The sequence below is a fragment of the Pseudomonas sp. BW16M2 genome (assembly GCF_014268865.1).
GTDB classification, from domain to species: Bacteria; Pseudomonadota; Gammaproteobacteria; order Pseudomonadales; family Pseudomonadaceae; genus Aquipseudomonas; species Aquipseudomonas peradeniyensis.
Genome location: NZ_JABWRI010000008.1, coordinates 72702 through 98173, shown reverse-complemented (window position 1 = coordinate 98173; position 25472 = coordinate 72702). Strand labels below are relative to the sequence as shown.

20 protein-coding genes are annotated in these 25472 nt (G+C 66.5%); 9 read left to right on the top strand and 11 right to left on the bottom strand.

Annotated elements, in window-relative coordinates:
- Window positions 1-47: 47 nt before the first annotated feature.
- From HU735_RS09950 to HU735_RS09920, 7 genes are all read left to right on the top strand, one after another.
- A complete protein-coding gene (locus HU735_RS09950; protein WP_186713338.1) occupies window positions 48-713 on the top strand; it encodes a TetR/AcrR family transcriptional regulator in 666 nt (221 codons plus the stop codon).
- A 184-nt stretch (window positions 714-897) separates the two neighbouring features.
- A complete protein-coding gene (locus HU735_RS09945) occupies window positions 898-2373 on the top strand; it encodes an FAD-dependent oxidoreductase (RefSeq protein WP_186713337.1) in 1476 nt (491 codons plus the stop codon).
- A complete protein-coding gene (locus tag HU735_RS09940; protein ID WP_346655355.1) occupies window positions 2370-3038 on the top strand; it encodes a c-type cytochrome in 669 nt (222 codons plus the stop codon). Before HU735_RS09945 ends, HU735_RS09940 begins: the two co-directional genes overlap by 4 nt.
- A 156-nt stretch (window positions 3039-3194) precedes the next feature.
- Window positions 3195-4775, top strand: a complete 1581-nt coding sequence (locus tag HU735_RS09935; RefSeq protein ID WP_238349783.1) for an NAD(P)/FAD-dependent oxidoreductase — start codon at window positions 3195-3197, stop codon at window positions 4773-4775.
- Window positions 4776-4817: 42 nt separating this feature from the next.
- On the top strand, window positions 4818-6464 hold the full coding sequence (locus HU735_RS09930) for a 3-(methylthio)propionyl-CoA ligase (RefSeq protein WP_186713336.1): 1647 nt from the start codon (window positions 4818-4820) through the stop codon (window positions 6462-6464).
- Window positions 6461-7423 carry an alpha/beta hydrolase gene (locus HU735_RS09925; RefSeq protein WP_186713335.1) on the top strand — a complete coding sequence of 321 codons (963 nt, stop codon included), beginning with the start codon at window positions 6461-6463 and terminating at the stop codon, window positions 7421-7423. Before HU735_RS09930 ends, HU735_RS09925 begins: the two co-directional genes overlap by 4 nt.
- Before the next feature lie 54 nt (window positions 7424-7477).
- Entirely contained in the window at window positions 7478-9058 is a 1581-nt protein-coding gene (locus tag HU735_RS09920) for a choline dehydrogenase (RefSeq protein ID WP_186713334.1), read from the top strand.
- Window positions 9059-9193: 135 nt separating this feature from the next.
- Here the strand turns inward: HU735_RS09920 and HU735_RS09915 are convergent, their stop codons facing one another.
- The 9 genes from HU735_RS09915 to HU735_RS09875 all read right to left on the bottom strand — a co-directional run bounded on the left by HU735_RS09915 (window position 9194) and on the right by HU735_RS09875 (window position 20840).
- Window positions 9194-9844 (bottom strand): hypothetical protein, encoded by a 651-nt coding sequence (locus HU735_RS09915; RefSeq protein ID WP_186713333.1) that lies wholly within the window; start codon window positions 9842-9844, stop codon window positions 9194-9196.
- Between the two features lie 40 nt (window positions 9845-9884).
- Complete coding sequence (locus tag HU735_RS09910) at window positions 9885-10538, bottom strand: c-type cytochrome (protein ID WP_186713332.1); 654 nt, start codon at window positions 10536-10538, stop codon at window positions 9885-9887.
- 10 nt (window positions 10539-10548) lie between these two features.
- Window positions 10549-12042 carry an FAD-dependent oxidoreductase gene (locus tag HU735_RS09905; protein ID WP_186713331.1) on the bottom strand — a complete coding sequence of 498 codons (1494 nt, stop codon included), beginning with the start codon at window positions 12040-12042 and terminating at the stop codon, window positions 10549-10551.
- A gap of 37 nt (window positions 12043-12079) precedes the next feature.
- A complete protein-coding gene (locus HU735_RS09900; protein WP_186713330.1) occupies window positions 12080-12802 on the bottom strand; it encodes a hypothetical protein in 723 nt (240 codons plus the stop codon).
- Between the two features lie 73 nt (window positions 12803-12875).
- Window positions 12876-14237 carry an FAD-dependent oxidoreductase gene (locus tag HU735_RS09895; RefSeq protein ID WP_186713329.1) on the bottom strand — a complete coding sequence of 454 codons (1362 nt, stop codon included), beginning with the start codon at window positions 14235-14237 and terminating at the stop codon, window positions 12876-12878.
- Window positions 14238-14356: 119 nt separating this feature from the next.
- Window positions 14357-15319 (bottom strand): YCF48-related protein, encoded by a 963-nt coding sequence (locus HU735_RS09890; RefSeq protein ID WP_186713328.1) that lies wholly within the window; start codon window positions 15317-15319, stop codon window positions 14357-14359.
- A gap of 10 nt (window positions 15320-15329) precedes the next feature.
- Complete coding sequence (locus HU735_RS09885) at window positions 15330-17735, bottom strand: efflux RND transporter permease subunit (protein WP_186713327.1); 2406 nt, start codon at window positions 17733-17735, stop codon at window positions 15330-15332.
- 8 nt (window positions 17736-17743) lie between these two features.
- Complete coding sequence (locus HU735_RS09880) at window positions 17744-19390, bottom strand: DUF1302 domain-containing protein (protein ID WP_346655354.1); 1647 nt, start codon at window positions 19388-19390, stop codon at window positions 17744-17746.
- Between the two features lie 25 nt (window positions 19391-19415).
- Complete coding sequence (locus HU735_RS09875; RefSeq protein ID WP_186713326.1) at window positions 19416-20840, bottom strand: DUF1329 domain-containing protein; 1425 nt, start codon at window positions 20838-20840, stop codon at window positions 19416-19418.
- Between the two features lie 363 nt (window positions 20841-21203).
- On the opposite strand from HU735_RS09875, the gene HU735_RS09870 reads away from it, so the two are divergent.
- Entirely contained in the window at window positions 21204-21785 is a 582-nt protein-coding gene (locus HU735_RS09870) for a TetR/AcrR family transcriptional regulator (protein ID WP_186713325.1), read from the top strand.
- On the opposite strand, the gene HU735_RS09865 is transcribed toward HU735_RS09870, so the two are convergent.
- Both HU735_RS09865 and HU735_RS09860 read right to left on the bottom strand, forming a co-directional pair.
- The gene (locus HU735_RS09865; RefSeq protein WP_202888860.1) at window positions 21782-22654 is read right to left on the bottom strand and encodes a crotonase/enoyl-CoA hydratase family protein; all 873 of its coding nucleotides are present in this window, start codon (window positions 22652-22654) and stop codon (window positions 21782-21784) included. The genes HU735_RS09870 and HU735_RS09865 overlap by 4 nt on opposite strands.
- Window positions 22654-23631 (bottom strand): nitronate monooxygenase family protein, encoded by a 978-nt coding sequence (locus tag HU735_RS09860; protein ID WP_186713324.1) that lies wholly within the window; start codon window positions 23629-23631, stop codon window positions 22654-22656. Before HU735_RS09860 ends, HU735_RS09865 begins: the two co-directional genes overlap by 1 nt.
- A 146-nt stretch (window positions 23632-23777) precedes the next feature.
- On the opposite strand from HU735_RS09860, the gene HU735_RS09855 reads away from it, so the two are divergent.
- Entirely contained in the window at window positions 23778-25385 is a 1608-nt protein-coding gene (locus HU735_RS09855) for a methyl-accepting chemotaxis protein (protein WP_186713323.1), read from the top strand.
- Window positions 25386-25472 lie beyond the last annotated feature (87 nt).

Below are 25472 nucleotides of genomic sequence, written 5' to 3'. Positions count from 1 at the left end.
CCGCCGAGCGACGATCCCGACCGAACCAGACAACTTCACGAGCGCCCATGCCTGACTCCCAGATCCGCACCGCCAATGCCTCGAACAGTTCGCCCGCCACTGCAGCCCGCCGTGGGCGACCAGTGGGTGACCGCGACGCGAAACGGGCCGAATTGCTGGCGGCGGCGATCTCGGTTATAGCCAAGGAGGGGTATTCGGGTGCCTCCATGCGCCGTGTCGCGCAGCAGGCCGGCTGCACCACCGGGGCCGTGACCTATTACTTCGCCAACAAGGAAGAAATGGTCTGCGCCGTGGCCCAGAGCCTGTTCGACCAGTTCGACGCCTTGCTGGAAAACCATCATGAAGTGGCGGATATCACCGCAGTCATCCAGCAATGGCTGCAGGGCTTCAGCAGTGACGAGTCGTATGGCTGGCTGGCCTGGCTGCAGCTGCTCAACCATGCCCAGCATGAGCCGGCCTTCGCCGGGATCATCAGGCACCGCTACGCCCGCTTCCGCCAGGTGTTCACCGCCGTGCTGGAAAACGGCCAGCGCCAGGGCAAGATCCGCGACGACATTGCCGCCGATCTGCTGGCTGACCAGATCAGCGCCATCAGCGACGGCTGGATGATGATGTGGCCCATCGAGCCTGAGCGCTTCAGCGGTGAGCGCATGCAGGCCCTGCTCGACGCGCTGATGGCCCTGATTTCGCCCCCTGCCGGCAAACGCAAGTAACCCCGCATTACTCCCGACCATGGCCCGCAATGGGTCATGGCGTGCCTTCACCGCGCCTCTTACCGCCCTTCTCCGATCGCCGTTCACCGGTGTACGGAAACTTCGCTTTGCATCGTGACGACGCTGGGTTAATTTACATAACTACGGTTATCTAAATTAAAACAACAGCGTTGACCGAGGCACTATGGACCCTGAAAACAAAGTGTTGTCGTCGCAACGGCGGCGCCTGCTGGTGCAGGCGCTCGCTGGCGCGACCCTGATGGGCGGTGTGGCACTCAGCGGGCGGGTGGTGGCGCAGGCCTTGCGCGGCGTGCCGGAAAACATCCTGGACGTGGCGATCATCGGCGCCGGGCTGGCCGGGCTCACTGCTGCCCGGGACCTTCAGCGCGCGGGCTGCGAAGCCTTCGTGGTGCTGGAGGCGCGGGACCGGGTGGGCGGTCGTACCTATAACCACGACCTGGGCAACGGCGTGGTCTCCGAGGCCGGCGGCCAATGGATCGGGCCCAGCCAGACGGCCATCTTCGACCTGCTGCGCGAGCTTGGCATCGATACCTTCCCCACCTATTACCAGGGCAGGACGGTCTACCAGGTTAAGGATGCCCTCTATGCGCAGGACCTGAGCAGCGGCCAAAATCCCGGTTCACCGATCGTACACAAACTCGACGCGCTGGCCCGCGCCGTGCCCAGCAAGGAGCCCTGGACCGCGGCGGACGCCGAGCGGCTCGACCAGCTCTCGGTCGGCCAGTGGCTGGCGCAGCAAGGCGTCGACAATGTGGAACGGCTCAGCTTCGACACCTCCATCGGCCTGACCACCGGTACACCGCCCGCCAACCTGTCACTGCTGCACTACCTGTCCATCGTCAACTCCGCCGACAGCAGCATGGAAAAGCTCGAGGGCTTCAAGGGCGGTGCCCAGGAAACCCGTATCGTCGGCGGTTCCCAGGTGGTCAGCCGGCAAATGGCCCAGGCCATGGGCGAGCGGGTGCGACTGGCCTGCCCAGTGCGCAGGATCGTCGGTTGGGATCGCGACATCGTTGAGTTGCATACCGACCAGGGTGTGTTCCGTGCGCGCCAGGTCATCGCCGCGCTGCACCCGGGCCTGTGTCAGCAGATCGAGTTCGACCCGCCGCTGCCCGAAGGCCGCGCCCAATTGCAACGGCTCTGGCCCTGCCACGCGCCGATGCGCAAGACCGTGCATGTGTACGAACGGCCGTTCTGGCGCGACAAGGGCCTCAATGGCCAAGTCTCCCAGGCCGATGGGCCGCTGATTCTGTCCTACGACAACTCGCCACCGGATGGCAGCGTCGGCGTGCTGGCGGCGTTCGTGCGTACCGCGCAGTTGCCCCAGGATGCGGACCGCGCGCGCGACACACTGTCGGCCATCTATGCCGAGGCCCTGGGCCGGGAGGGCCTGCACCCCACCCAGTTCCACGACCACGACTGGGGCAAGGTCGATGGCTGGAGCCTCACCTGCGTCGGTTCCATCCCGCCGGGCTTTCTCACCCGCTGGGGGCGTTACCTGAAGCCCGCAGTCGGCCGGCTGATCTGGTCCGGCACCGAAACCGCCGATATCTGGGCCAGCGGCATGGACGGCGCGGTGCGCTCCGGCCATCGCGCGGCACTGGAAGCGCTGCAGGCGCTCAGTCGGAGGCCGGCATGATGAAACGACTCCTGTTGGGTGGATCCGCACTGCTGGCGGCGGCCCTTGCCACTGCGGCCTTCACCCTTGGCCCAGAGCTGTGGGCCGGCTACCGCTTCATGACGGCGCTGGACCAGCACTATGCCGAGTCCACAGCCAAGGTCGGGCCGTGGCCGCAGATCCAGGAAGCCTGCACCGTCTGCCATGGCGTCGGCGGCCAGCCCCGGGACGGGCAGTACGCCGCCCTTGCCGGGTTGCCGGCCGCCTACATCAGCGCGCAGTTGCAGGCCTTCGCCAGCGGGCAGCGCACCAGCGCCCAGATGGGTCCCCTGGCCGCCAGCCTGAGTGCGGCGCAGATCGACATGCTGGCGAGGTACTTCGCCAGCCAGCCCGCGACCACCAGCGAAATGCCTAACCCGGACGAGGCACTGGCCAGGCGTGGACAAGCGGCGATTGCCGCCCACAGCTGTGCCAGTTGCCATGGTGAAGCCCTGGCCGGCGGCGCCCTCGGCCCGCGTATCGCCGGTCAGGGCAAGGCCTACCTGCTCGACCAACTGCAGGCCTTCCGCCAAGGCCATCGCCAGGATCCGACCCAAGGCATGAATGCCATTGCAGCAACGCTGGCGGACGATGACCTGCAGGCCATTGCCCACTACCTGGCCAGTCAGGCACCCGCCAGCCGCTAGGTTTCACAGGCTTTCCGATCAGGCAAGGAGGCCTGGTCGAAAGCCTGCGCGGCGTCGCGCCATTCACCGGATGCATATTACAATAACAACTGTTGTGTTTAATTGTCCGACGATCTACAGTCGAGCAAAACAACAACAGCTTCAGGAGATCAGCGCATGAAAGACTCCATGAGCCATCCTGCCTCGGACACGGTCGATGCGCCTGTCCCCGCTGCCCGGCTTGGCCACTCTCAACCCACCAGCCACCTGCATTTCGACACCCTGGTCATCGGCGCGGGGCTTTCCGGCATCGGCACTGCCTGCCATCTGACGGAAGCCTTCCCCCACCGCAGCCTGGCCATTCTCGAGCGCCGCGAGCGTATCGGCGGCACCTGGGACCTGTTCCGCTACCCGGGCATCCGCTCCGATTCCGACATGCTCAGTTACGGTTACCAGTTCCGCCTGTGGGACAGCCCGAAAGTGCTGGCCGATGGCGCTTCCATCCGCCGCTATATCCAGGACACCGCCAAGCAGTACGGGATCGCCGACAAGGTCCAGTACGGCCTCAAGGTCAGCAGCGCCAACTGGAACAGCCAGCAGCGCCTGTGGCACTTGACTGCAGTGCACGAGGCCAGTGGCGGCGTGCGTCATTTCAGCTGCAAGTTCCTGCTGTGCTGCACCGGGTTCTTCAACCATGACGAAGGCTTCCTGCCCAGCTTTCCCGGCGAGGAGGACTTCCAGGGCGTGCGCGTGCATCCACAGCACTGGCCCGAGGACCTGGACTACAAGGGCAAGCGCGTGGTCGTCATCGGCAGTGGCGCCACGGCCGCCACGCTGATCCCGGCCATGGCCGACGACACCCGGCACATCACCATGCTGCAGCGCTCGCCCTCGTACATCTACTCGATTCCCTCGGCCGACAAGATCACTCAGGTGTTGTCGCACTTGATGCCCCGGCGCTGGGCCAACCAGCTGGCACGCAAGCGCAACATCGTGCTCTATCGCGCCGTGTACCTGGCTTGCCGGCGCTGGCCGAAGCTGATGCGCCGGGTGATTCTTGGCCATGTACGCCGGCAGATCGGCCCGCAGGCCGACATGCGCCACTTCACCCCCAGCTACATGCCCTGGGACGAACGGCTGTGCGCGGTGCCCGACGGTGACCTGTTCAAAGCCATCCGCAGCGGCAAGGCCTCGGTCGAGACCGGGCATATCGAGCGCTTCATCCACAACGGCATCCTGTTGAAGTCCGGCCAGGTGCTGAGTGCCGACATCATCGTCACCGCCACTGGCTTGCGCCTGCAGACACTGGGCGGGATGAGCCTGTCGGTGGATGGCGTGCCCTACCAGCTCGGTGAACACCTGACCTACAAGGGCGTGCTGCTGGAAAACCTGCCCAACCTGGGCTGGATCTTCGGTTACACCAACATCTCCTGGACCTTGAAACTGCACCTCACCGGGCAGTACCTGTGCCGCCTGTTCAGGCACATGGAGCAGCACGGTTTCGATGTGGTGACGCCCAGCGACAGCGACGGCAACGCGCTGGATGCCAGCATCATGAACACGCTCAAGTCCGGCTACCTCACCCGCGACCAGCACTTCCTCCCGCGCCAGGGCAAGGCCTATCCCTGGCATGTGCCCATGCACTACGGCCGTGACCGCAAGATGCTGCTGGAAGACGCCGTCGAGGATGGCCGCCTGGAGTTCCTCCGTGCCCGCCAGGGCGGCGCCGAGGCGCAGGTTTCGCGAGCCGCCGGCTGAACCGCCGACGAACAACAACACAGATCAAAGGCGAGACACACGATGCAAGGTCAAATGATGACACTGCCGCTGACCATTCCGTCATTGCTCGAGCATGCGACCCGCTATCACGGCGACACCGAGATCGTTTCCTGCACCCATGACGTTCCCGTGCACCGCTACACCTACGCCGATGCGCACCGGCGCGTCGGACAGGCCGCTGGCGCCCTGGCGCGCCTCGGGGTGCGACCGGGCGACCGGGTGGGCACCCTGGCGTGGAACGACCATCGGCATTTCGAACTCTACTACGCGGTCTCGGGCATGGGGGCCGTGCTGCATACCGTCAATCCACGCCTGTTCCAGGAGCAGGTCGCCTGGATCATCAGGGATGCCGAGGATGCCGTGGTGTGCTTCGACCCGGGCTTTGCCCCGCTGGTCGAGGCGCTCGCCCTGGAGTGCCCCGGGGTCCGCTACTGGGTGGCGCTGACCGATCGCGCACACCTGCCGACACGACGCATTCCCAACCTGCTGTGCTACGAGGACCTGCTGGCCGCGCAGCGCGAGGATTTCGCCTGGCCGGCGCTGGACGAAGGCTCTGCGGCTACCCTGTGCTACACCTCCGGAACCACCGGCAATCCCAAAGGGGTGTTGTATTCGCACCGTTCGACCCTGGTGCACGCGCTGTGCTGCGCCTTGCCGGACGCCCTGGCGCTGTCCTGCCGCGACGTCGTCGCGCCGGTGGTGCCGATGTTTCATGTCAACGCGTGGGGTCTGCCCTACTCGTCGACACTGGTGGGCGCCAAGTTGGTGTTGCCCGGTTCCGCGCTGGACGGCAAGAGCCTGCATGAGCTGTTCGAACGAGAGCAGGTGACCTTCTGCGCGGGCGTGCCGACCGTGTGGTCGAGCCTGCTGCAGCACATGCGCCAGGTTGGTCGCAGCCTGCCGAGCATACAGCGCATGGTGGTCGGGGGCGCCGCCTGCCCGCCAGCGCTGATGCGCAGCTACGAGGAGGAATTCGGTATCCATGTCGTGCACGCCTGGGGCATGACCGAGCTGTCCTCGATGGGCACCGCCAACACGCCGAAAGCCGCGCACCAGGCGCTTGACGACGAGGCCCGCTTCGCCCTCGCCGCCAAGCAGGGGCGGCCACCGTTCGGCATCGAGCTCAAGACCGTCGACGACCAGGGCAACACCCTGCCCCGAGACGGACGCAGCACCGGTGCGCTGCTGGCCAGGGGGCACTGGGTGCTCGAGCGCTACTACCGTGGCAACGCCAGCCCGCTGCAGGATGGTTGGTTCCCCACTGGCGACGTGGCCACCCTCGACGCCGATGGCTTCATGCAGATCACCGACCGGGCCAAGGATGTGATCAAGTCCGGCGGCGAATGGATCAGCTCAATCGAACTGGAGAACCTCGCCATGGGCCACCCCGCCGTGGCCGAAGCCGCCGCCCTGGGCATCGCCCACCCGAAGTGGGATGAGCGCCCGTTGCTGGTAGTGGTCGCCCGGCCCGGTCACAGCACCAGCCGCGAGGAGCTGCTGGCCTGCTACACCGGCAAGGTGGCGCGCTTCTGCATCCCCGATGACGTGGTGTTCCTCGACGCCCTGCCCTACACCGCCACTGGCAAGGTCAGCAAGGTGCAGTTGCGTGAACAGCTGCGCGACTACCGTTGGCCGGGCGTGCCCGCCGAAGCGCAGGTGGCGCCATGACCGCCTTCGACCGCGTCGAGGCGGCCCGCCAGATGATCGACCCACGCCAGGGCCGTTGGCGTAATCGCCTGCTGACCCTGCTGCTGCGCCTGACAGTGAAGTCGCGTCACGGCCTGCACATCGAGATCGAGGAACTGCGCAGGAAATTCGCCCTGCTCGATCGCCCGGCCGCCAAGGACATCCCCGCCGATGTCCAGCGCCAGGCCGTGTCGTGCAACGGCGTCGCCGCGCAATGGCTGATCCCCAGGCACCACCGCCAGGAGCGCGTGCTGCTGTACCTCCATGGCGGCGCCTTCGTCGCCTATACGCCGGACGCCTATGCCGCCATGGTCGCCAGCTGGTGTCGCCCGCTGAAGGCCCGGGCGCTGATGGTCGACTATCCACTGGCACCGGAGCATCCCTTCCCCGCCGCCCTGGACCAATGCCTGGAGGCCTATCGCTGGCTGCTCGAACAGGGTGTCCGGGCCCAGGATATCGTACTCGTCGGCGATTCCGCCGGGGGCAACCTGGCCATGGCCCTGTTGCAACGGTTGCGGGACGCCGAGGAGCCCCTGCCGGCCTGTGCGGCACTGCTCTCGCCGTTCCTGGACCTGACCCTCAGTGGCGCCAGCGCCCTGGGCAATGCCCGCCACGACCCGATCTTCACCCTGCCCTTCGCCGTTGGCATCCGCCGCTTCTATGCAGCCCCCGAGCAGTTTGCGGATGCCTCGGTATCACCGCTGTTCGGCCGTTTCGAAGGCCTGCCGCCATTGCTGCTGCAGGTGGGCAGCAGCGAGATGCTGCTGGACGACGCGGTGCGTGCCGCGGACAAGGCCGTGGCCGCCGGCGTGCCGGTGCGCCTGGAGGTCTGGCGCAACCTGCCCCACGTGTTCCAGCTGATCCTCGCCCTGCCCCAGGCCCGCGCGGCGGCCGGCAACCTCCAGCGCTTCATCATCGAGCACACCACCTGGGGCGGCTGAGCCCGCCCCAGGCCCGTCTGTCTCCTTCTCTACAGCCTCTTCGAGAACACTACGATGGAATTCGACTACCTGATCGTCGGCGCCGGCTCGGCCGGCTGCGTGCTTGCCAACCGCCTGAGCGCCGATCCGAACACCCGCGTCTGCCTGCTGGAAGCCGGGCCCGAAGATACCTCGCCGTTGATCCACACCCCGGTGGGCGTGGCGGCGATCCTGCCGACCCGGCATGTCAACTGGGCGTTCAACACCGTCGCCCAGCCCGGCCTCGGCGGGCGCGTGGGCTACCAGCCACGGGGCAAGGTGCTCGGTGGCAGCAGCTCGATCAATGGCATGGTCTACATCCGTGGCCACCACGACGACTACAACGACTGGCAGGCGCTGGGCAACGATGGCTGGTCGTTCGCCGATGTGCTGCCGTACTTTCGCAAGAGCGAGATGCACCACCGTGGCACTGGCGACTATCACGGCGGCGACGGTGAACTGTACGTTGGCCAGGGTCATCGCCACGCGGCCACCAAGGCCTTCGTCGAGGCGGCTGTCCGCGCCGGCCATGCCTACAACGCGGACTTCAATGGCGAGCGCCAGGAAGGCGTGGGCTATTACGATGTGACCATCCGCGACGGCCGCCGCTGGAGCACCGCCACCGCGTTTCTCAAGCCCGTGCGCCAGCGCGACAACCTCAAGGTGGTGACCAGGGCCCATGCCGAGCGGATCCTGTTCGAAGGCAAGCGGGCTGTCGGGGTGCAAGCCCTGGTGGCGGGGCACCGAGTGACGTTCAAGGCGCGCAAGGAAGTGCTGCTGGCCGCCGGGGCCTTCGGCAGCCCGCAACTGCTGATGCTCTCCGGTATCGGCCCGGAAGCCGAGCTGCGGCCACAGGGCATCGCCGTGCGCCATGAGCTGCCGGGCGTCGGTCGCAACCTGCAGGATCATCCTGACGTGGTGGCGTGCTACCGGAGCAGCGATACTTCGCTGCTGGGCGTGTCGCTCGGTGGCAGTGTGAAAATGGGCAGGTCCCTGGTCGACTACCTGCGCCATCGCCGTGGCCTGTTGTCCAGCAACGGCGCCGAGGCTGGTGGTTTCCTCAGGACCGATCCTCACCTGGCGCGCCCCGATATCCAGCTGCACGCGGTGGTCGGCACGGTCGACGACCACAACCGCAAGCTGCACTGGGGCCATGGCTACAGCTGCCACGTGTGCGTGCTGCGGCCCAAGAGCGTCGGCAGTGTCGGCCTGGCCTCGGCGGACCCGAGCGCCGCGCCGCGCATCGATCCGAACTTCCTGAGCCACGAGGACGATGTGCGCACCTTGCTCAAGGGCTACCGCATGACCCGCGAGATCCTCGGCCAGTCGCCCATGGCGCGCTATGAGCTGGAAGACCTGTACAGCAAGGGCCTGGAGAGCGACGAGCAACTGATCGAGCTGCTGCGCCAGCGCACCGACACCATCTACCACCCCGTGGGCACCTGCAAGATGGGCCGCGATGAGCTGGCGGTGGTCGACAACCAATTGCGCGTACAGGGTATCGAAGGCCTGCGGGTAATCGATGCCTCGGTAATGCCCACCCTGGTCGGCGGCAACACCAACGCGGCCTCGATCATGATTGCCGAGCGTGGCGCCGAGTGGGTGGCGTCAGCTTGAAGCCGAGCCTTTGCAATTGACCCAGGGGCGCTCAGCGCCCCTTTTTCTTTCCCGCACCTACAACGGTACGCGTAGATCCCAGAAGCAAAAAAAAGCGCCCCGCAGGGCGCAAAGGGCGTCGATTCTGTTGCCGCTTCAGCGCGCCAGCGCCCTCCTGGCCTTGGCGCGCTCCAAGGCGAAGTAGGCGTAGTACATCTGCGCCATCATGTACGACCAGGTGGCCAGGGCCAGGGTCAGGAACACCACCTTGGTCTCGTCACCCGGGATCGGGAAGAAGTCGTAGATGACCGCCACCGCCATCCCCAGCACCCCGGCCAGTGCCATGCCCAAGGCGTGGCCGTGCTCGCCCAGGCCCACCAGGCGGGCGATGAAGTAGACGACATACACCGTGTACCCGGCCCACATAACCACGTAGAAGTACGGTAACGGCGCGATCATGAAGTCGGCCTTGATCAGCACGAAGGTCGCCGCGAAGGTGACCGCGAAGATCAGCGCGTCCTTCAACGCCGAAGGCTTGTAATCGTGGGTTACCGCCATCAGCCCGAGCACCGCGACGATGGGGATGCCAAAGCCGCGGGAGAAGGCGTCGCAGAAGAACGAGATGCTGTACGGGACTTTCCACTGCGTCAGCAGGTAAAGCAGGAAGTTGCTGGCCGAGAAGGCCACGATCAGGCACTCCAGGCCCAGCAGGTAGTTGCCTCGGCGCAGGAACTTCACGCCATAAATGCCACCCGAGGCGATCAGCAGGACGCACGACAGCAGCGCAAGGACATCTGTGATTTCCATGACTAGGGTCTCTCTGGTTGTTGTTGGAAAGCGCGCCGGCTCACTTGGCCGGCGGCGCGAGTGTCGCGAGGTAATGGGACAGTGCCTGGCGGTCCTGCGTCGTGAGGTTGGCGACGATGGCGGTCATCGCGCCGCTCGGGTCCACCCGCCGCCCTTCGGCGAAGGCATCGAGCTGCGCCTGCAGGTAGTCGACCCCCTGCCCGGCCAGGCGCGGGAAGTTGCCCTGCCCCATCAGCTGCGCGCCATGGCAGGCCGTGCAGGCACCGCCCGTTGCCAACTGCTCGCCCCGCGCACGCAAGGCGGGATCGGGCTTGACCCCGAGGTTGACCACGACGGGTTGCCGGGCGTAGTAATCCGCGAGGAGCGTGATCTCGTCCGCGCTCAGGATCTGCGCCATGGGCTGCATGTTCGGGTAGGCACGCTGGCCGTTGGCAAAGCTGTGCAGCTGGGCCGTGACATAGGCCGCCGGCTGTCCCGCCAGGCTCGGGTAGCGCTGGTGCAGCGAGCTGCCGTTGGCGCCATGGCAGCCGTTGCAGCCGTCGAACACCTGGGGCCATGGCCCGTTCGCATCGTGGGCCTCGGTGACCGAGTCGACATAGCTGACCAACTGGTACAGGCCGACCAACTCGCGTCCGTAAAAGCCAAGCCCAGTGACGATCAACAGGGAGAACAGCAGCAGTAGTTTCTTCTTCATGGCCATTCCCCTAAACCTTGCGCAACGCGTTGAGCGCCTGCAACGCGCCCTGGTGGCCCGAGCGCACCGCGCCATCCATGTAGCCGGCCCAGATCTCGGCGGTTTCGGTGCCCGACCAGATAAGGCTGCCGCACGGCGGACGCAGGGATTCGCCGTGGGTGGTCCAGAACCCCGGCGGGATCGCCGAGACGCAGGTAAGGCTCCAGGGGTCGGCCAATCCCCAGTCATGGTCGTAATAGGCCACCGGGGTCAGCGCCTCGTCACCCAGCGACCTGGCGTAGATGCGGGCCAACGCGCGCTGGGCATCATCGTGCCCGGAGGGCAACTGGGCGTTGAGGACGAAAGCGTTGATGACCCCGATCTCCCCCCCAGGCGGCGAGTTGTCCCAAGCCCAGAGCACCGGGCCGTTGACTTCATGGGTGTGCCCGTTCAAGCCCTTTTCCCGCCAGAACGGCTTCGGGTAGACCATGGCCGTCTTGCGCGCCGGGCTGTGGGCTGGCCAGGCCCGTTGCAGGGCCGCACGACCCTCCGGCAGCGGCGGATCGAAGCTGACCTGGTTGCACAGCGCCGGGTGGATGGCGACGATCACCCGCCGGGCGCGGATCGGCCCCTGCTCGGTGTGCAGCGTGGTGACCTCGCTGTTCCAGCCGGATATCCGCTGCACCGGACACCCCAGGCGCACCTTGTCGCCCAGCTGCTGCGCCATGCGTGTCGAAAGGATCTGCGAACCGCCCACCAGGCGCGTGCCCTGGGCGCTGTCCTTGATCGAATCGAGCTGCTGGTAGTCGCAGTTCGCCGAGTTGACCATGGACAGGAAATGCAAGAAGCCCATTTTCGAAGGTGTCACCCCACAGGTGAGGGCGAAGCTGGTGTCCCAGCCCTGGCGATCCTCCGGCTTGATGCCCTGTTGCGAAAGCCAGTCGCCCGCCGAAAGCTTGTCCAGCTCCGCAGCCCTGGCGGACGTCCAGGGGGCGCCGGACGGCACCTCGCGGGACAGTTCGCTGATCCGCGCGCCGATTTCTTCATTAGTACCGAACGTGCCCTTGAGGTCGATGGCCAGGCGGCCCTGATCGCCCCCCAGGATCACGGTCTTGCCTTCGTGGTAGGTGGGAAAGGTGCCGACCTCCAGCTCGCGGCACAGGTCGGCCACCGCCGTCTGGCCGGGGCCGATCCACTGACCGCCGACTTCCGAAATGAAGCCGGAACCCAGGTCATGGTTGAGCGTTCGGCCGCCAACTCGGTCCCGCGCCTCCAGGACCACGAAGGAATTGCAGCCGGCATGCTGCAGATCGCGAGCGGCTGTAAGCCCAGCGATACCCGCGCCTATGATGGCGATATCGAGGATGCCGTCGTTGCCGGACACTGCCTTGTCCGCGCTTTCATCGGCGCCCGCCAGCCCGACATGCAGGCCTAGGCCGCCGACAGCCGCCGAGGCCCCGGCGAACTTCAGGAGTTGCCGCCGTTTCAGTTCGAACGGCGACGCAGAGGGGGGCTTTTCAGCCATACAGGTAGCCTCACAGTGTTGTTTTTGTAGGTATCACTCAGGCCCGGGCGCCCATCGCCAGGGTCTTCATACGGCGACGCAGCTGCAGGCCGAACATCAGCATCCACAAGGGGAAGACCACCACCGCCAGCACCAGGCACAGATAGGTGACCGGCTCCAGGGCCGCGAAGAAGCCGCTCAGGAAGAACAGGCCGAAGCACCAGCCCACCAGCGCCAGCGGCCAGCGGATCGAAGGCCCCCAACCGGCCTGCTTGAGGTGTTTTCCGACGACCATCCCCCAGAACAGCACCACGGGCCCTTCACACCACCACAGGCCGCGCTGGCTGCCGACTGCGATGGTGGTCCAGGCGGTTTCGGCAGCCGCCTTGGCGGCCTCGCCGCCGGCGCCGTGAAGCTGCGCCAGCGGGTTGAGTACCGCCAGTTGCAGGCCGGCGCCGATCACGCCGAGCGCCACGTACAAGGTGATGGCCAGCACCGCGATGTCGCCCAGGGCACCGGCTTCGTCGCGAAAGCGCCGCCACAGGTAACCGCCGATCGCCAGCAACGGCAGGTAGAAGCCGAGGATGTCGGCGAACATCGACAGCCTGAACAGCTCCCGTTGTTCGTCCGCCAGGGTCAGCATCGTCGCGCCGCGCAAGGTCACCGCCATGTCGGCGTCGGTGAGCAGGACCATGCTGGCCACGTTGAGGTAGGCGAACAGCCCGCCCAGGATTGCCGCCCAGGCGGTCAACCGGGCGGCTTCGTTGCAATCGCTCTTCATGTTTTCTCCGTCAGTGAGGTGCAGGCGGCCGACGCCAGGCCACAGGGCCTGACGGCAAACCACGGTGTTCGAGTCAGTTCGTCGCGTGGGCGCGGACCTTGCGGTTCAGGTGGCGGTCAAGCCCGTTGGCGCCACACAGCGCCGCCTTGACCGCGCACCATTGCAGGGGCTCGGGCAGCGTGGTCGGCGTCTTGTGGCGCAGCGCGGTCAACAAAGGGTGCTCGATGCCGGCGATCCGTTCGGCCAGCAGATGGCCGATCAGCGACTGGGTGCCGACGCCATGCCCCGAGCAGCCGGCGGTGTAGTGAATGTTGCGTTGGGCACCGGTCTCGCCCACCACCGGCAAGGCGTCGTAGGCCAGGCTGATGTAGCCGCTCCAGCAGGCGCGAATGGCCGTGCCGCGCAAGGTCGGGAAGCGCTCGTCCAGCGCCTGGGCCAGGGCGGCATAGGCTGCGGCGTCCGGGACGTTGGGAGTGCGCGAGCCATAGGCGTAGCCCAGCTGCTTGGTGGTGATCAGCAGCGAGTTGCGGGCTGTCAGGCGGTGGCTCTCCATGGTCCAGTGCGGCGTGACCAGGCCCTCGCGGTGCGGCCAGCCGAGGGACGCCAGCTGCGCCGCGGACAACGGCATGGTTTCGAGGGCCGAGACCCGCATCGGCACCACCTTGTCGCGCAACAGGCCGAGCTGCGGGGTGTAGGCGTTGGTGGCAAAGACCAGGGTGGGCGCACGGGCGCTGCCGCGCTCGCTGCGGCAGGTGATGGTCGTGCCCTCGCTGTACGACAGCAGCGCGGTCTGCTCGAACAGCTTGACGCCGCTGCGCAAGGCGGCGCGGCGCAGGCCCAGCACGTACTTGCCCGGATCCAGGGTGCCGCCGTGCTGGGTACAACCGAACAGGAACGCCGCCGGGATACCCCGTGCGCGCATCTCGTCGGCGTCGACCAGGCGCGTGACCGAGCCCAGTTTCAGACCGAGCTCCATGCTCTTGCGCAGCCTGCCGGCCTGGGACGGGTGCACGGCGGCGCGGATGATCCCGGAGGGGGTGTAGTCGCAGTCGATGGCCAGTTCGCCCAGGCGCCTTTCCACATAGGCGACGCCCTCGTCGTAGAACGCCACGACCTTGCGCGCCTGCTCCAGTCCCAGCCGTTTGTGGAACAGCTCGAACTCCACGCCCATGCTGCCGGCCAGGTAACCGGCGTTGCGCCCGCTGGCGCCGAAACCTGCGAACTCGCGCTCCAGCACCACGACGTTTGCCCCCAGCGCCCGCAGCTCCAGCGCGGTGGAGAGACCGGCGAAGCCGGCGCCGATGACGATCACGTCGGCGCTGACATCGCCCTCCAAGGGCGGCTGCAGGTCGTCCGGTTGCTCCACCCAGCTACCGAGCAGGCGAAAGCCTTCGCTGGTTGTTGGGTGACGGTCGATTAGCTTGGAGACTTGCATGGCTACCTCCGCAATTCTGTTGTTGTTTTTCTCGACTTTACTGCTGGCAAAAATTAAACACAACAATTGTTATGTTTATATTTTGAATTTAGCGCGTCCCCCTGTAGAAGCGTGTAAACTCAGGGCTTCGGCGGCACCACACCCCGCCGCGAAAACAACACCGGTTCACCCTGCTCGCCGATCAACGCCGTCGTCAGCGACACACCATCGGCACCGCGCTGTTCCTCGAATGTGTCGCCCCCGTCCTGGCTTTCGACCCGCAAACCATCCAGCCCCACCACCAGCACCTGCTGCCCCTGCACCTGGATACCGGTCACCGAACTGCGACTGCGCAGCGGTATGCGCTCCCAGGCCGTGCCATCCGCCGCCCCCCGCAGCAAGGTGCCGCGCTGCCCGCCCACCAGCAGACGGCCATCGGGCAGCACCGCGCCGGCCCACAGCGAGCCCTCGTAGCCGGAGTCCAGGTAACGCCAGGTCAGCCCCTGGTCGTCGGAGCGCAGCAGCTGGCCACGCTCGGCAGTGGCATAGAGGCGGCCATGACCGTCGGCGAACAGCCCGATCAGGTTGAGGTCGGCACGCTTTGCCCCTGGCGGCGCCGGCAGCGTCTGTTCGGTCCAGGTCGCCCCGCCGTCAGCGGTGGTCAGCACCAGCGACCAGAGCCCGACGGCAACGCCGTGCCGCGCATCGAAAAAGTGCACGGCAAATAACGGTCGGTCCTGTTCGCTGGCCAGGCGCTGCAGCGACCAGTGCTCACCGCCATCGGTCGTCGCCAGGATCGCGCCCCACTGCCCCACCGCCCAGCCATGCCGGGCATCGACAAAGCTCACCCCGGTCAGCGCGGTGGACAGCGGCACCGCGCTGGCCTGGCGAAAGCTGCGGCCCTGGTCGTCCGACAGCAGCACCATGCCGTGGTCACCCACGGCGACCAGCCGGGCCTGGGCCCGGGTCGCAGCAAGCATCATCGCCTGGGGCGCATTGGCAGCCACAGCGGCGGGTTCGGCCTGCAAGGTGCCGCCCTGCGCCAGGCACAGCGGCAGCCAGGCGAGCAGCGCGGCGCTCAGGCATGTCTTCAGGTAGTCCATCTCGATCTCCTCAATGCGCCAGGGCGCCGATGATGCGCGCCGGGCGCTTACGCGGGAACATGCGCTCCAGCCACACGGCGAACGCCGGCAGCACGGTCATGGCCATGACCATGTTGACCATGAACATGAAGGCCAGCAGCTTGCCCATGTCGGCCTGGAACTTGAGCGCGGAAAACGCCCAGGTAGCCACGCCCACCGCCAGGGTGATGGCGGTGAAGATCGTTGCCATGCCCACCTCCTGCAGCGCCTGCTGCACGGCGGTCTCGATGTCCCGGCCATGGGCCAGGTGCAGCTGGATGCGGTTGTAGATGTAGAAGGCGTAATCGACGCCGATGCCCACCGCCAGCACCATCACCGGCAAGGTGGCGATGGTCAGGCCGATCTGCAGTTCCTTCATGAACCCATAGCCGATGAAGGTGCCGATGGTCAGCGGCAGGCAGCACACCAGCACCGCCCGCATGTCGCGATAGACCGCCAGCACCAGCAAGGCGATGGCCGCGTAGACGTAGAGCAGCATCGGCGTCTCGCTGCGCTCCACCTCCTCGTTGATCGCCGCCAGCACCCCGGCGTTGCCCGAGGCCAGGCGCACCGTGATGCCCGCCTGCGGGTAGCTGGCACGGAACGCCTTGGCCGCCGCGATCACCTGGTGCAAGGTGGTGGCCTTGTGGTCGGCCAGGTACAGGTGCACCGCGGTCATGCTGCAGTCGGAACGCATCAGTCCCGGGGTGCGTGCCACCTCGGCGGCCAGCGAGGCGTAGTTGACCGGATCGATCGGCACCGCGCTCATCTTCGGATTGCCTTCGTTGTAGCCCTCGTTGAACTGGCGCATGGCCGTGGAGAACGCGGCCACCGACAACACCCCGGGTACTGCCTCCATGGCCCAGACGAAGCGGTCCTGGTACTGGCCGAGGGCGACATCCTCGCAAGCGTTGCCGGCTGCCTGGGTCGGGTCGACCTCGAAGACCACGCTGAGCCAGTCCAGGCCGATGTCGTAGTTGCCGGCGATGGCCACCGCGTCGCGGTTGAAGCGCGAGTCCTCGCGCAATTCCGGCGCGCCGGCCTGCAGCGAGCCGACCACGCGGTCGCGGCTTTGCCAGGCGGCCGTGGCGAACACCAGCAGCGCGAGCCCCAGCACCCAGCGTGCGTTGCGCCATTGCGCCAGCCGGGCCAGGCCCTGCAGCCAGCGGGCGCGGCGCCGGCGTGATGCCTCCTCGGCAACCGCGTAGCGTGCATCGACTTTCAGCATCGAGGCGACCAGGGGCAGCATCACCAGGTTGGTGACGATCTTGAAGGCCACGCCCAGGGACGCGGTGATCGCCAGTTCGCGGACCATGGGAATCGGGATCAGCAGCAGCGTGACGAAGGAGACGAAGGCCGTCACCAGCGCCAGTGTCCCCGGTACCAGCAGGCCGCTGAAGCTGGCCCGCGCGGCCTGTTCGACGCTGCGCCCGTCGGCGATCTCGCGCACGATGTAGTTGATCTGCTGCACGCCATGGGACACGCCGATGGCGAACACCAGGAACGGCACCAGCACCGCCAGCGGATCGAGGCCATAGCCCAGCAGGCGCAGGCTGCCGAACTGCCAGGCCAGCGAGGTCAGCGAGCAGCCCAAGGCCAGCAAGGTGAAGCGCAGCGAATGGCAGTACCAGTACACCGCGATCGCCGTCAGCAGCAGCGCCAGCAGGCAGAACTCCAGCACCGCCGCCGCGCCGTCGGCGATATCGCCGATCTGCTTGGCGAAGCCGATGATCTGGATCTCGAAATCCTGGTCCTCAAAACGCTGGCGGACCTGCTGCTCCAGTACCTGGTTGTAGGCCACGTAGTCCAGGCGCTGGCCCTGGGCGTCGAACTCGTCGAGCTCGGCGGTGACCATCGCGCTGCCCTGGTCGCGGGAAACCAGGGTGCCGATGAAGCCGCCCTGGGCGGTGGAGTCGGCGATGCGGGCGATGGCCTGGGCATCGAGGCGTTCGGGGGTCACCGTCCCCGGCACCAGCGGATCGGCGCGAAAGCCCTCTTCGGTGATTTCGTTGACGAAAGCGTTGGGCGTCCACAGCGACCGCACGCTGCTGCGCGACACATTGGGCAGGAAGGTGACCGCCTGGGTGACATCGGCCAGCCGGCGCAGGCCGGCCTCGGTCCAGATGCCGCCCTGGCGGGCCTTGACCACGATCGTCAGGCGGTTGGCTCCCAGCAGGTCCTTGCGGTACTGCTCGAAGGTGCGCACGTATTCATGGCCGATGGGCAGCTGCTTCTCGAACCCGGCCTCCATGCGCAGCTGCACGGCGAACCAGGCCATGCCCAGGGTGAACAACGCCAGCAGCGTCAGGATCAGGCGTCGATGGTCGAACAGCCGGCCCTCGATGCGTGCCAGCAGACCGCGCAGCGGTGTTTGCGAAAAGTGTACAGGACTATTCACGGCAGGCCTCACAAGGTGCGCGACAGCACGAAACCGACGTAGTCGCGGTCACGCAGCAACTGGTCATAGGGCGTGTCGCCGCCCATGAACTTCGCGTAGTTGACCGAGATCTGCCAGCTGGCCGGGTTGCGTACGAAATTCAGGTACAGGTTCATGCTGCTGGCGTCCTCGGTGAAGGTCGCCGCCAGGTTCGGCGTGCGCCCGCCCAGCGAGCGGGAGTAGAAGATCCCCGGGGTGACCTGCCAGCCCGGCAGCAGGGTGCCGTCGTAGGTCAGGCTGAAGTCCAGGTTGATTCCCGAGGAGGTCTTGTCGCCCCGCGCCCTGGGCGCGCTCGCCGGGTCCAGCTGCCAGGTGTTGGCCCCGGCGGCGATGACCTCGCCGTCGTAGCTGTCGTGCAGCCCCGGGTACTTGATGACCACCAGCTCGGTCAGCAGGCTCCCGGTGCTGGCCCCGGTGAGTTCGAGCAGCCCGGGTGAGTTGGACGGCGTCATGCTGTACAGCCCGGTCAGGTGCCACTGGAACTTCTTCTCGTCCTTCCAGCATTTGCCGCGGTTGTTGCCGCACAGGTCGAGCACCGGGTTGAGCGGTACCGCGTCCCGCGGACGGTAGGACAGCTCGGTGCCCACCGCCCAGTCGCCGATCGGCAGGTTGGCGCTGATGCCGTAGAGCATGCGGTCTTCGGGGTATTCCCATTGCTGCGCCACGGCAAAGGTGTCCGGATCGAGCAGCCGCGTGGTCAGCGAAGGCAGCTTGTCGTGGTAGCGCATCACGTAGAGGCCGAGGTTGAGGTCGGTGTCCTGCGGCTGCCAGCGCAGCGACACACCCCATTGACCGCTGTCGCGGGCATCCTTGTCGTCGAAACCGTAGGTCTTCATGCCGCTGCCCAAGGCTGAGCTGGTGGACCAGTAGCTGCCCACGGGCGGGATCTCGCTCTTGTTCCAGGCGAACTGGTAGTAGGCCTCGATGTTGAAGCCGCTGCCCAGGCCTGAGGCGAGGCTGAGCATGGGCGCCGGCAGCACCGCTTCCTTGAGCTGCACGCCGGGGCGGGCCAGGGCCTGGAGGTCGTAGGCGTTGGTGTTGTTGATGCCGCCCTGCACGAACAGGCTCTCGCCCCAGTTGATGACCTGGTTGCCCAGGCGCGCCCGCACCCGCTGGTCGCCGAGATCGAAGCCCTTGCTCACCCACAGGTCGAGCAGGCGGGCGCGGAAATCCAGGTCGTCACGGGCCGAGCGGGTCAGACCGTCGTTGCCCACCTCGGCCGGGGTATTGAAGGACAGCGCGCCGCTGGTGTCGCTGGCGGCGAAGTCGCGGATCCAGCTGCCGCGGGCCATGAAGGTGAAGTCCTCGGGCAGTTTCAGCAGCAGCTCGTGGGTGCCCTTGAGGTAGTGGGTGAACAGGTCGCCCTTGTCGTAGTTGAGGTCGCCCTGGTCACCGATGCCTGAGGTCTGCGCCAGGCAGCCGGCGGGCGGATGGTGGCCAGCGGTGCCCTGGTTGATCAGGTTGCAGCCCTGAGACTCGGTACGCAGGCCCAGGCCATAGGAAATGGTCGAGTCGAACGAGCCGCGGATCGACTCGGTTTCGAAGGTGAAGCCCATTGCCAGAGGGGTCATGCACGCAACAGCAAGGCCAGAAACTTTTGTGATTGTTCTTTTCATGTCGGCGCTCGTGGTCGGAGGTGGGTCAACGTTCGCTGATGGCTCGCAGGTTGTCGGAGGTATAGAAATCACGCTTCAGACGCGGGTTTCCGGCGTCCTCGGCGAGCCAGCGGTGGTCCTTCTTGCCCGCCCCGATCGAGGTCATGTCGTAGAGGTAGCGGCCATCGACCAGGTTGTACTGGACCTGGGCTTCCATATCGCAGGCGCCGGTTTCGTACACGGGGATGGTGAAGCCCTCGCGGACCTTCCAGATCTGCCCCTGCCTGTCGTAGTCCACCGCCATCAGGCCGTTCCAGCTGTCCTCGTCGATGTAGAACACCCGCTTGGGCGCCTGGTGGCGCATGCCCTGGCGCACGTTGGCCTCGACCACCCAGACCCGGTGCAGCTCGTAGCGGCGGGACTCGGGGGCGATGAAGTCCTGCTTGGCGACGTCCTCTATCCGCGCCGAGCCGTCGTAGGCGCCGAAAGCGTTGTAGGGCACCAGCAGTTCCTGCTTGCCGACCAGCTTCCAGTCGAAGCGGTCCATGGGGCCGAAGAACACATTCGATTCGTCGATGGTGTACTGGTTGTCCAGGCCGATCTGCGGCGCGTCGTAGGAATACGACGGCATGCGCCGTACTCGGCGCTGGCCGGGGAAGTAGTAGAAGGTGGTGGCCTGTTCACCGGCCTTGGTGGTGACCACGCCGGCCTGCCCGGCCAGGGCGGCGGGCTCGTTGTAGGAGAAGTAGGTGGCCATCTCCAGGTGGTCGAAGGATGAGAACAGCGCACTGCCCTTCGCGCCCCAGGGGGTGTAGGCGAACCAGTCGGTGGAGGTGCGCAGCCATTCGCCGCCGCCCTTGCGCGGCGAGATACCGGAGATGGTCTTGGCCATATCGAAGCCCACGCCGCGATAGCGCATCTTCATGTTCCACATGACCTCGGCACCGCTCTTGGGCATGGGGAACGGAATACCGGGGACATGGGCCTCCTGCAGGGCCAGGCCATCGCCGTCGAGCTGGGCGAAGCCGACGTTGCTGCGGGTGTTGGTGGCGACGAAGTCCGGCACGCCACAACTGCGCCGGGTCGGGTAGACATCCATCCGGTAGCCCGGGATCTTCTTGAACAGTTCCAGCTGGCCGGGCGAGAGCTTGCTCGCATACTGGGCGACATTGGCCGCGCTGATGCTGTACAGCGGTTTGTCATCCTTGAACTTCCAGCGCTGGCCACGTACCTCGCCATAGCTCCAGCCCGCGTCCTGCCGACCCGGCGGCGTCCAGGCCGGGATCGCGCCATCCGCGCTGGCGGCAACCTCCCCACCCAGCGGCGTCAGCGTGGTACCGAGTTGCGCGGCGTCCTGCTGCGCCGCCTGGGCCGAACACAAAGCCAGCGATGCGGCCAGTGCCGTCAACCACTGCCTGACTTCGCCAACCGCCGGGCGGCTGGCATCGGGGCGCGCAAACACGTGTTTCATTGCAAGGTCCTCATGGGCTCTGACCGCTCGCCACCGCCTGGCCACACCAGGTGGATCGGACAGCGTCGGTCACGGTTCGACGAACTTGGTCAACTGACCAAGTCAATCGACCAGAGCAAGCCACATGCCAACCTGGACTTGATGAATATTTACTTTGTATATCATTCTCTTACATATTTCATAACAATTGATACGTGATACCTGGCGACACGCTCGCACCAGCTTGTGCCAGGGCGCGCACCAATATTGTGAATTTACGAAACGACTGTTACCTATTTGTTTCCGGCACGCCTGCCTGCCCCCTGACGTTGCGCTGGCACCTGCGCTAGTATTCGCCGCGTGATGACAGCAAGGAGAAGGTTCATGGCCAGACTGGGCGCAGAATTGCGCAGGCAGGAGTTCGTCAAGGCGGCGGTCAAGGTGATCGCCGAACATGGCGCGGCCAACGCCACCACGCGGCGGATCGCGGCGGCCGCCGGGTATCCGCTCGCCTCGCTGCACTATGTGTTCAAGACCAAGGACGAGCTGTTCTACGCGGTCTATGACTCGCTGTTCCAGCTGCCTCAACAGTCGCTGGACCTGGTGCCTTCAGATAGCGACCCGGCGCAGACCGTCGCCGGCATGCTGCGCCAGGTGGTGGCCTGGATCACCGGCAACCCGGACCTGGCCCGGGCGCAATCGGAATTGTTTTTCTGGACCATCCGCAATCAGCCGCAGATGGCCACGCGGATCTACGGCGTGGGTGTCGAGGCCACCGAGCAGGCCCTCGCCCAGGTAGTCGGCGAACGCCTCGACAGCGACGCCTTGAAGGCCGCCAGCCGCATGCTCATCCTGCTGTTCGACGGCCTGCTGGTGGCCTGGTGCGCCCACGGTGACCTGGAGCGCCTGCAGGCGGAGACCGAAACGGCCTGCAAGGCGCTGACACTGATGGTGGCTAACGCCTAGTGCCAGGGATAGAACGCCGGCAACCGTGACGCCCGCCCGGTAAAGTCCGGCTCGCGCTTTTCTAGAAAGGCCCGTACACCTTCCTTGCCATCGGCCTGGCTGGTGTGGAACATCGCCAGTGACTCGATATCGTTGGCGGCCATTGGATCGTCCAGGGCACTGTTGCGGTAAAGCATCTGCCGAATCAGCGCGATCGACACCGCCGAGCGCCCGGCCACCAGGGACAGGGCGAAAGCCCGCGCCTGTTCCACCAGGGTCTCGGCCGGCAGCAGTTCACGGACCAGCCCTTTGTCGAGGGCCTCTTCGGCGTCGAAGATCTCGGCCCGGTACAACCACTCCAGCGCCTGTGGCAGGCCGACGATGCGCGGCAGGAACCAGGTGGAGCAGCCCTCCGGGGTAACCCCCAGCTTGCCGAACACGAAACCGAACCGGGCCTGGACGCAGGCCAGGCGCACATCCATGGGCAGCAGCATGGTCGAGCCCACACCGATCGCCGGGCCATTGATCGCGCCGACAATTGGCTTGAGGCAGGCCAGCATCGCCTGCGCCACGCGTCCGGCGGTATCCCGCACGCCGCGCAGGATATGCGGCAGGTGCCCGCGCTCGCGCAGGTCTTCGAGGGTTGGCGCCTGGCTCTCGTCCAGGCCGAAGACATTCCCCTCCACCGCCAGGTCCATGCCGGCGCAAAAGCTGCGTCCCTCCCCGGTCACCACGATGGCCCTGACCGCATCGTCCCGGCTGGCACGGCCATAGGCATCGACCAGTTCGTCGCACATCTCGACGGTAAAGGCGTTCAGCCGCTCGGGCCGGGCCAGGGTCAGCAGCAGGATGCCGTCTTCGCCCAGTTGGTAACGGATGCTGTGGTACATCAGTTGCCCTCCCCGACCAGGCCTGCGCCCCGGCGGATCGCCTGGCGACAGTCCGCGACGATCCGCTCGAGCAGTTCGGCGCAGCTGGGAATATCGTCGATCAGGCCGATCGCCTGGCCCGCCCAGAGGATCCCGCCGTCCACCTCGCCGCTTTCCAGTGCGGCGCGGCCCCGCGCACCGGCCACCAGTGGACGGATATCCTCGAACTGGGTGCCTGGCTGGCCCTCGATCTCCACCACCTCCCTGGAGATGGCATTGCTGAACACCCGCCCGGTATTGCGCAGGGAACGGAAGATCAACCGGGTGTCGCGCTCGCTGCCGGCGGCGATGGCCGCCTTGATCGTCGGGTGGATAGGCGCCTCGCGGGTGAGCATGAAGCGCGTGCCCATGTTGATACCTTCGGCGCCCAACATCAGCGCCGCGGCCATGCCGGCACCGTTGGCGATGCCGCCCGAGGCCAGGATGGGGATGCGCAGGGCCGCCGCCGCCGCCGGGATCAGCACCAGGCCCGGCACGTCGTCCTCGCCCGGGTGGCCGGCGGCCTCGAAGCCGTCGATGCTGACCGCGTCGACCCCGGCCCGCTCGGCGGACAGTGCGTGGCGTACCGAGGTGCACTTGTGGATGATGCGGATGCCCGCCGACTTGAACCGTTCGACCAGCTCCGCAGGGCTGCGGCCGGCGGTCTCGACGACCTTGACGCCGCTTTCGATGATCGCCGTCGCGTAGTCCGCATAGGGCGGCGGCGTGGTTGTCGGCAGGATCGTCAGGTTCACCCCGAACGGCTGCCCGGTCAGGGTCCGGCAGCGGGCGATCTCCGCCGCCAGGGCGTCGGGGGTCGGCTGGGTCAGCGCAGTCAGGATGCCCAGGCCGCCGGCATTGGAGACCGCGCTGGCCAGTTCGGCGCGCCCGACCCACTGCATGCCGCCCTGGACGATCGGGTAGCGGGTGCCTGTGAGCGCTGTAATTCTTGTTTGCATGGAGCTTCCTCACGCTTGCTGGGAGTGACAACAGTTAAGATAACCATTGTTATGTTAATCATACCCGCTCCCCGACCGCAATGCCCCGTGCATCGTCCGGCCAGCCATCTATGCTCAGCAGACCCACCCCACGGAGCCTGTTCGAAATGGACATTCGCCAGAAAACCATCGGGTTCGGTCTGGTCAGCATCCTCGCCGCGCTGTTGCTCGGCGGCAGCGGCCTGCTCGCCGAGCATGACCAGAACCAGGCACTCAAGCGCAGCGAGGACAGCATGGCCGCCCTGCGCAATCACATGGAAGGCGACATGATGCACGACGCGCTGCGCGCCGACGTGCTGGCCGCCCTGCTGGTCAAGCCGGGCGACACGGACACCGCCAACCAGGTGCTGGCCGACCTCGACGAGCACGCCAAGTGGTTCCGCAGTGTCATGCAAAGCAACCTCGAACTGCCTCTGGATAGCGACCTGCACCAGGCTATCAGCGAGCTGGGCCCCCTCCTCGACCACTACATCGCCAGCGCCACCTCGATCATCCAGTTGGCCTTGAAGTCGCCCGAGCAGGCCCAGGCGCAGTTGCCGGCCTTCGTCGCGGCGTTCAAGGAGCTGGAGCAGCGCAACAGCACCCTCAGCGATCTGATCGCCGGCAACGCCGACAAGAGCCGCGAGCAGAGCACCGCCACCCTGCACCAGGGCATCGCCGTGCTGGTGGGCGGGATGATCCTGGCCACCCTGGTCCTGGCGCTGTGCACCGTCCTGCTGCTGCGCTCGATCCTGCGTCCCTTGAGCCAGACCATGGCGGTGGCCGAACGCATCGCCCAGGGAGACCTGACTACCCAGATCCAGGTCCATGACCGCGACGAGACCGGGCACCTGCTGCGCTCGCTGGCCGACATGCGCGACAGCCTGGGCAACATGATCAAGGCCATCCACGAGGAAAACCTGCTGCTTCGTGAGGTGGCCGACGAACTGGGCCAGGCCTCCAGCAGCCTGGTGGAACGCACCAGCCAGCAGTCCGACAGTGCCGTGAGCATGGCCTCGGCCACCGAGCAGATGATCGCCAACCTGGCGCAGATCGCCGAGCACGCCCGGGATGCGCAGTCCATTTCCGGCCAGTCCGAGCGCCTGGCCAGCGACGGCGGCGAGGTCATTCTTAGCGTGGTCGGCGGCATGCAGGGGATCGACGAGGCGGTCAACCGCTCCTCCGAAACCATCACCGTGCTGGGCCAGAGTTCCGAGGAGATCTATTCGATCATCCAGGTGATCAACACCATCGCCGAGCAGACCAATCTGCTGGCCCTCAATGCGGCCATCGAAGCGGCCCGCGCCGGCGACGCCGGACGCGGCTTCGCCGTGGTGGCCGACGAGGTGCGCGGCCTGGCCGGGCGCACGGCGCAGTCGACCCGGGAAATCGCCGACATGATCGAGCGCATCCGCCACAGCACCGGCAATGCCGTGGACAGCATGCAGACTGGCGTCACCCGGGTACGCGCCGGGGTGGAGCTGGCTACCCAGGCCGGGGCGTCGATCCAGCAGATTCGTGAAGGGGCACGGCGCGCCGCCTCGGTGGTCGAGGAGATCTCACAGACCATCGGCGAACAGACCAAGGCCAGCCAGGAGGTGGCGCAGCAGGTCGAGCTGATTGCCCGCATGTCGCGGGACAGTACCGACACCACCCGGCAACTGGCCTCGGCGGCGCAGCGGCTTGGGGAGATTGCCCAGGGCATGCAGGCGAGTGTGTCGCGGTTTCGGGTGTGAGGGGGTGTCCGACGAGGGAGTTGCAGCGCTCTTGAGATCGAGCGCCGCCCGCGCGGCGCATCGCGACGCAAGGCCGCTCCTACATCT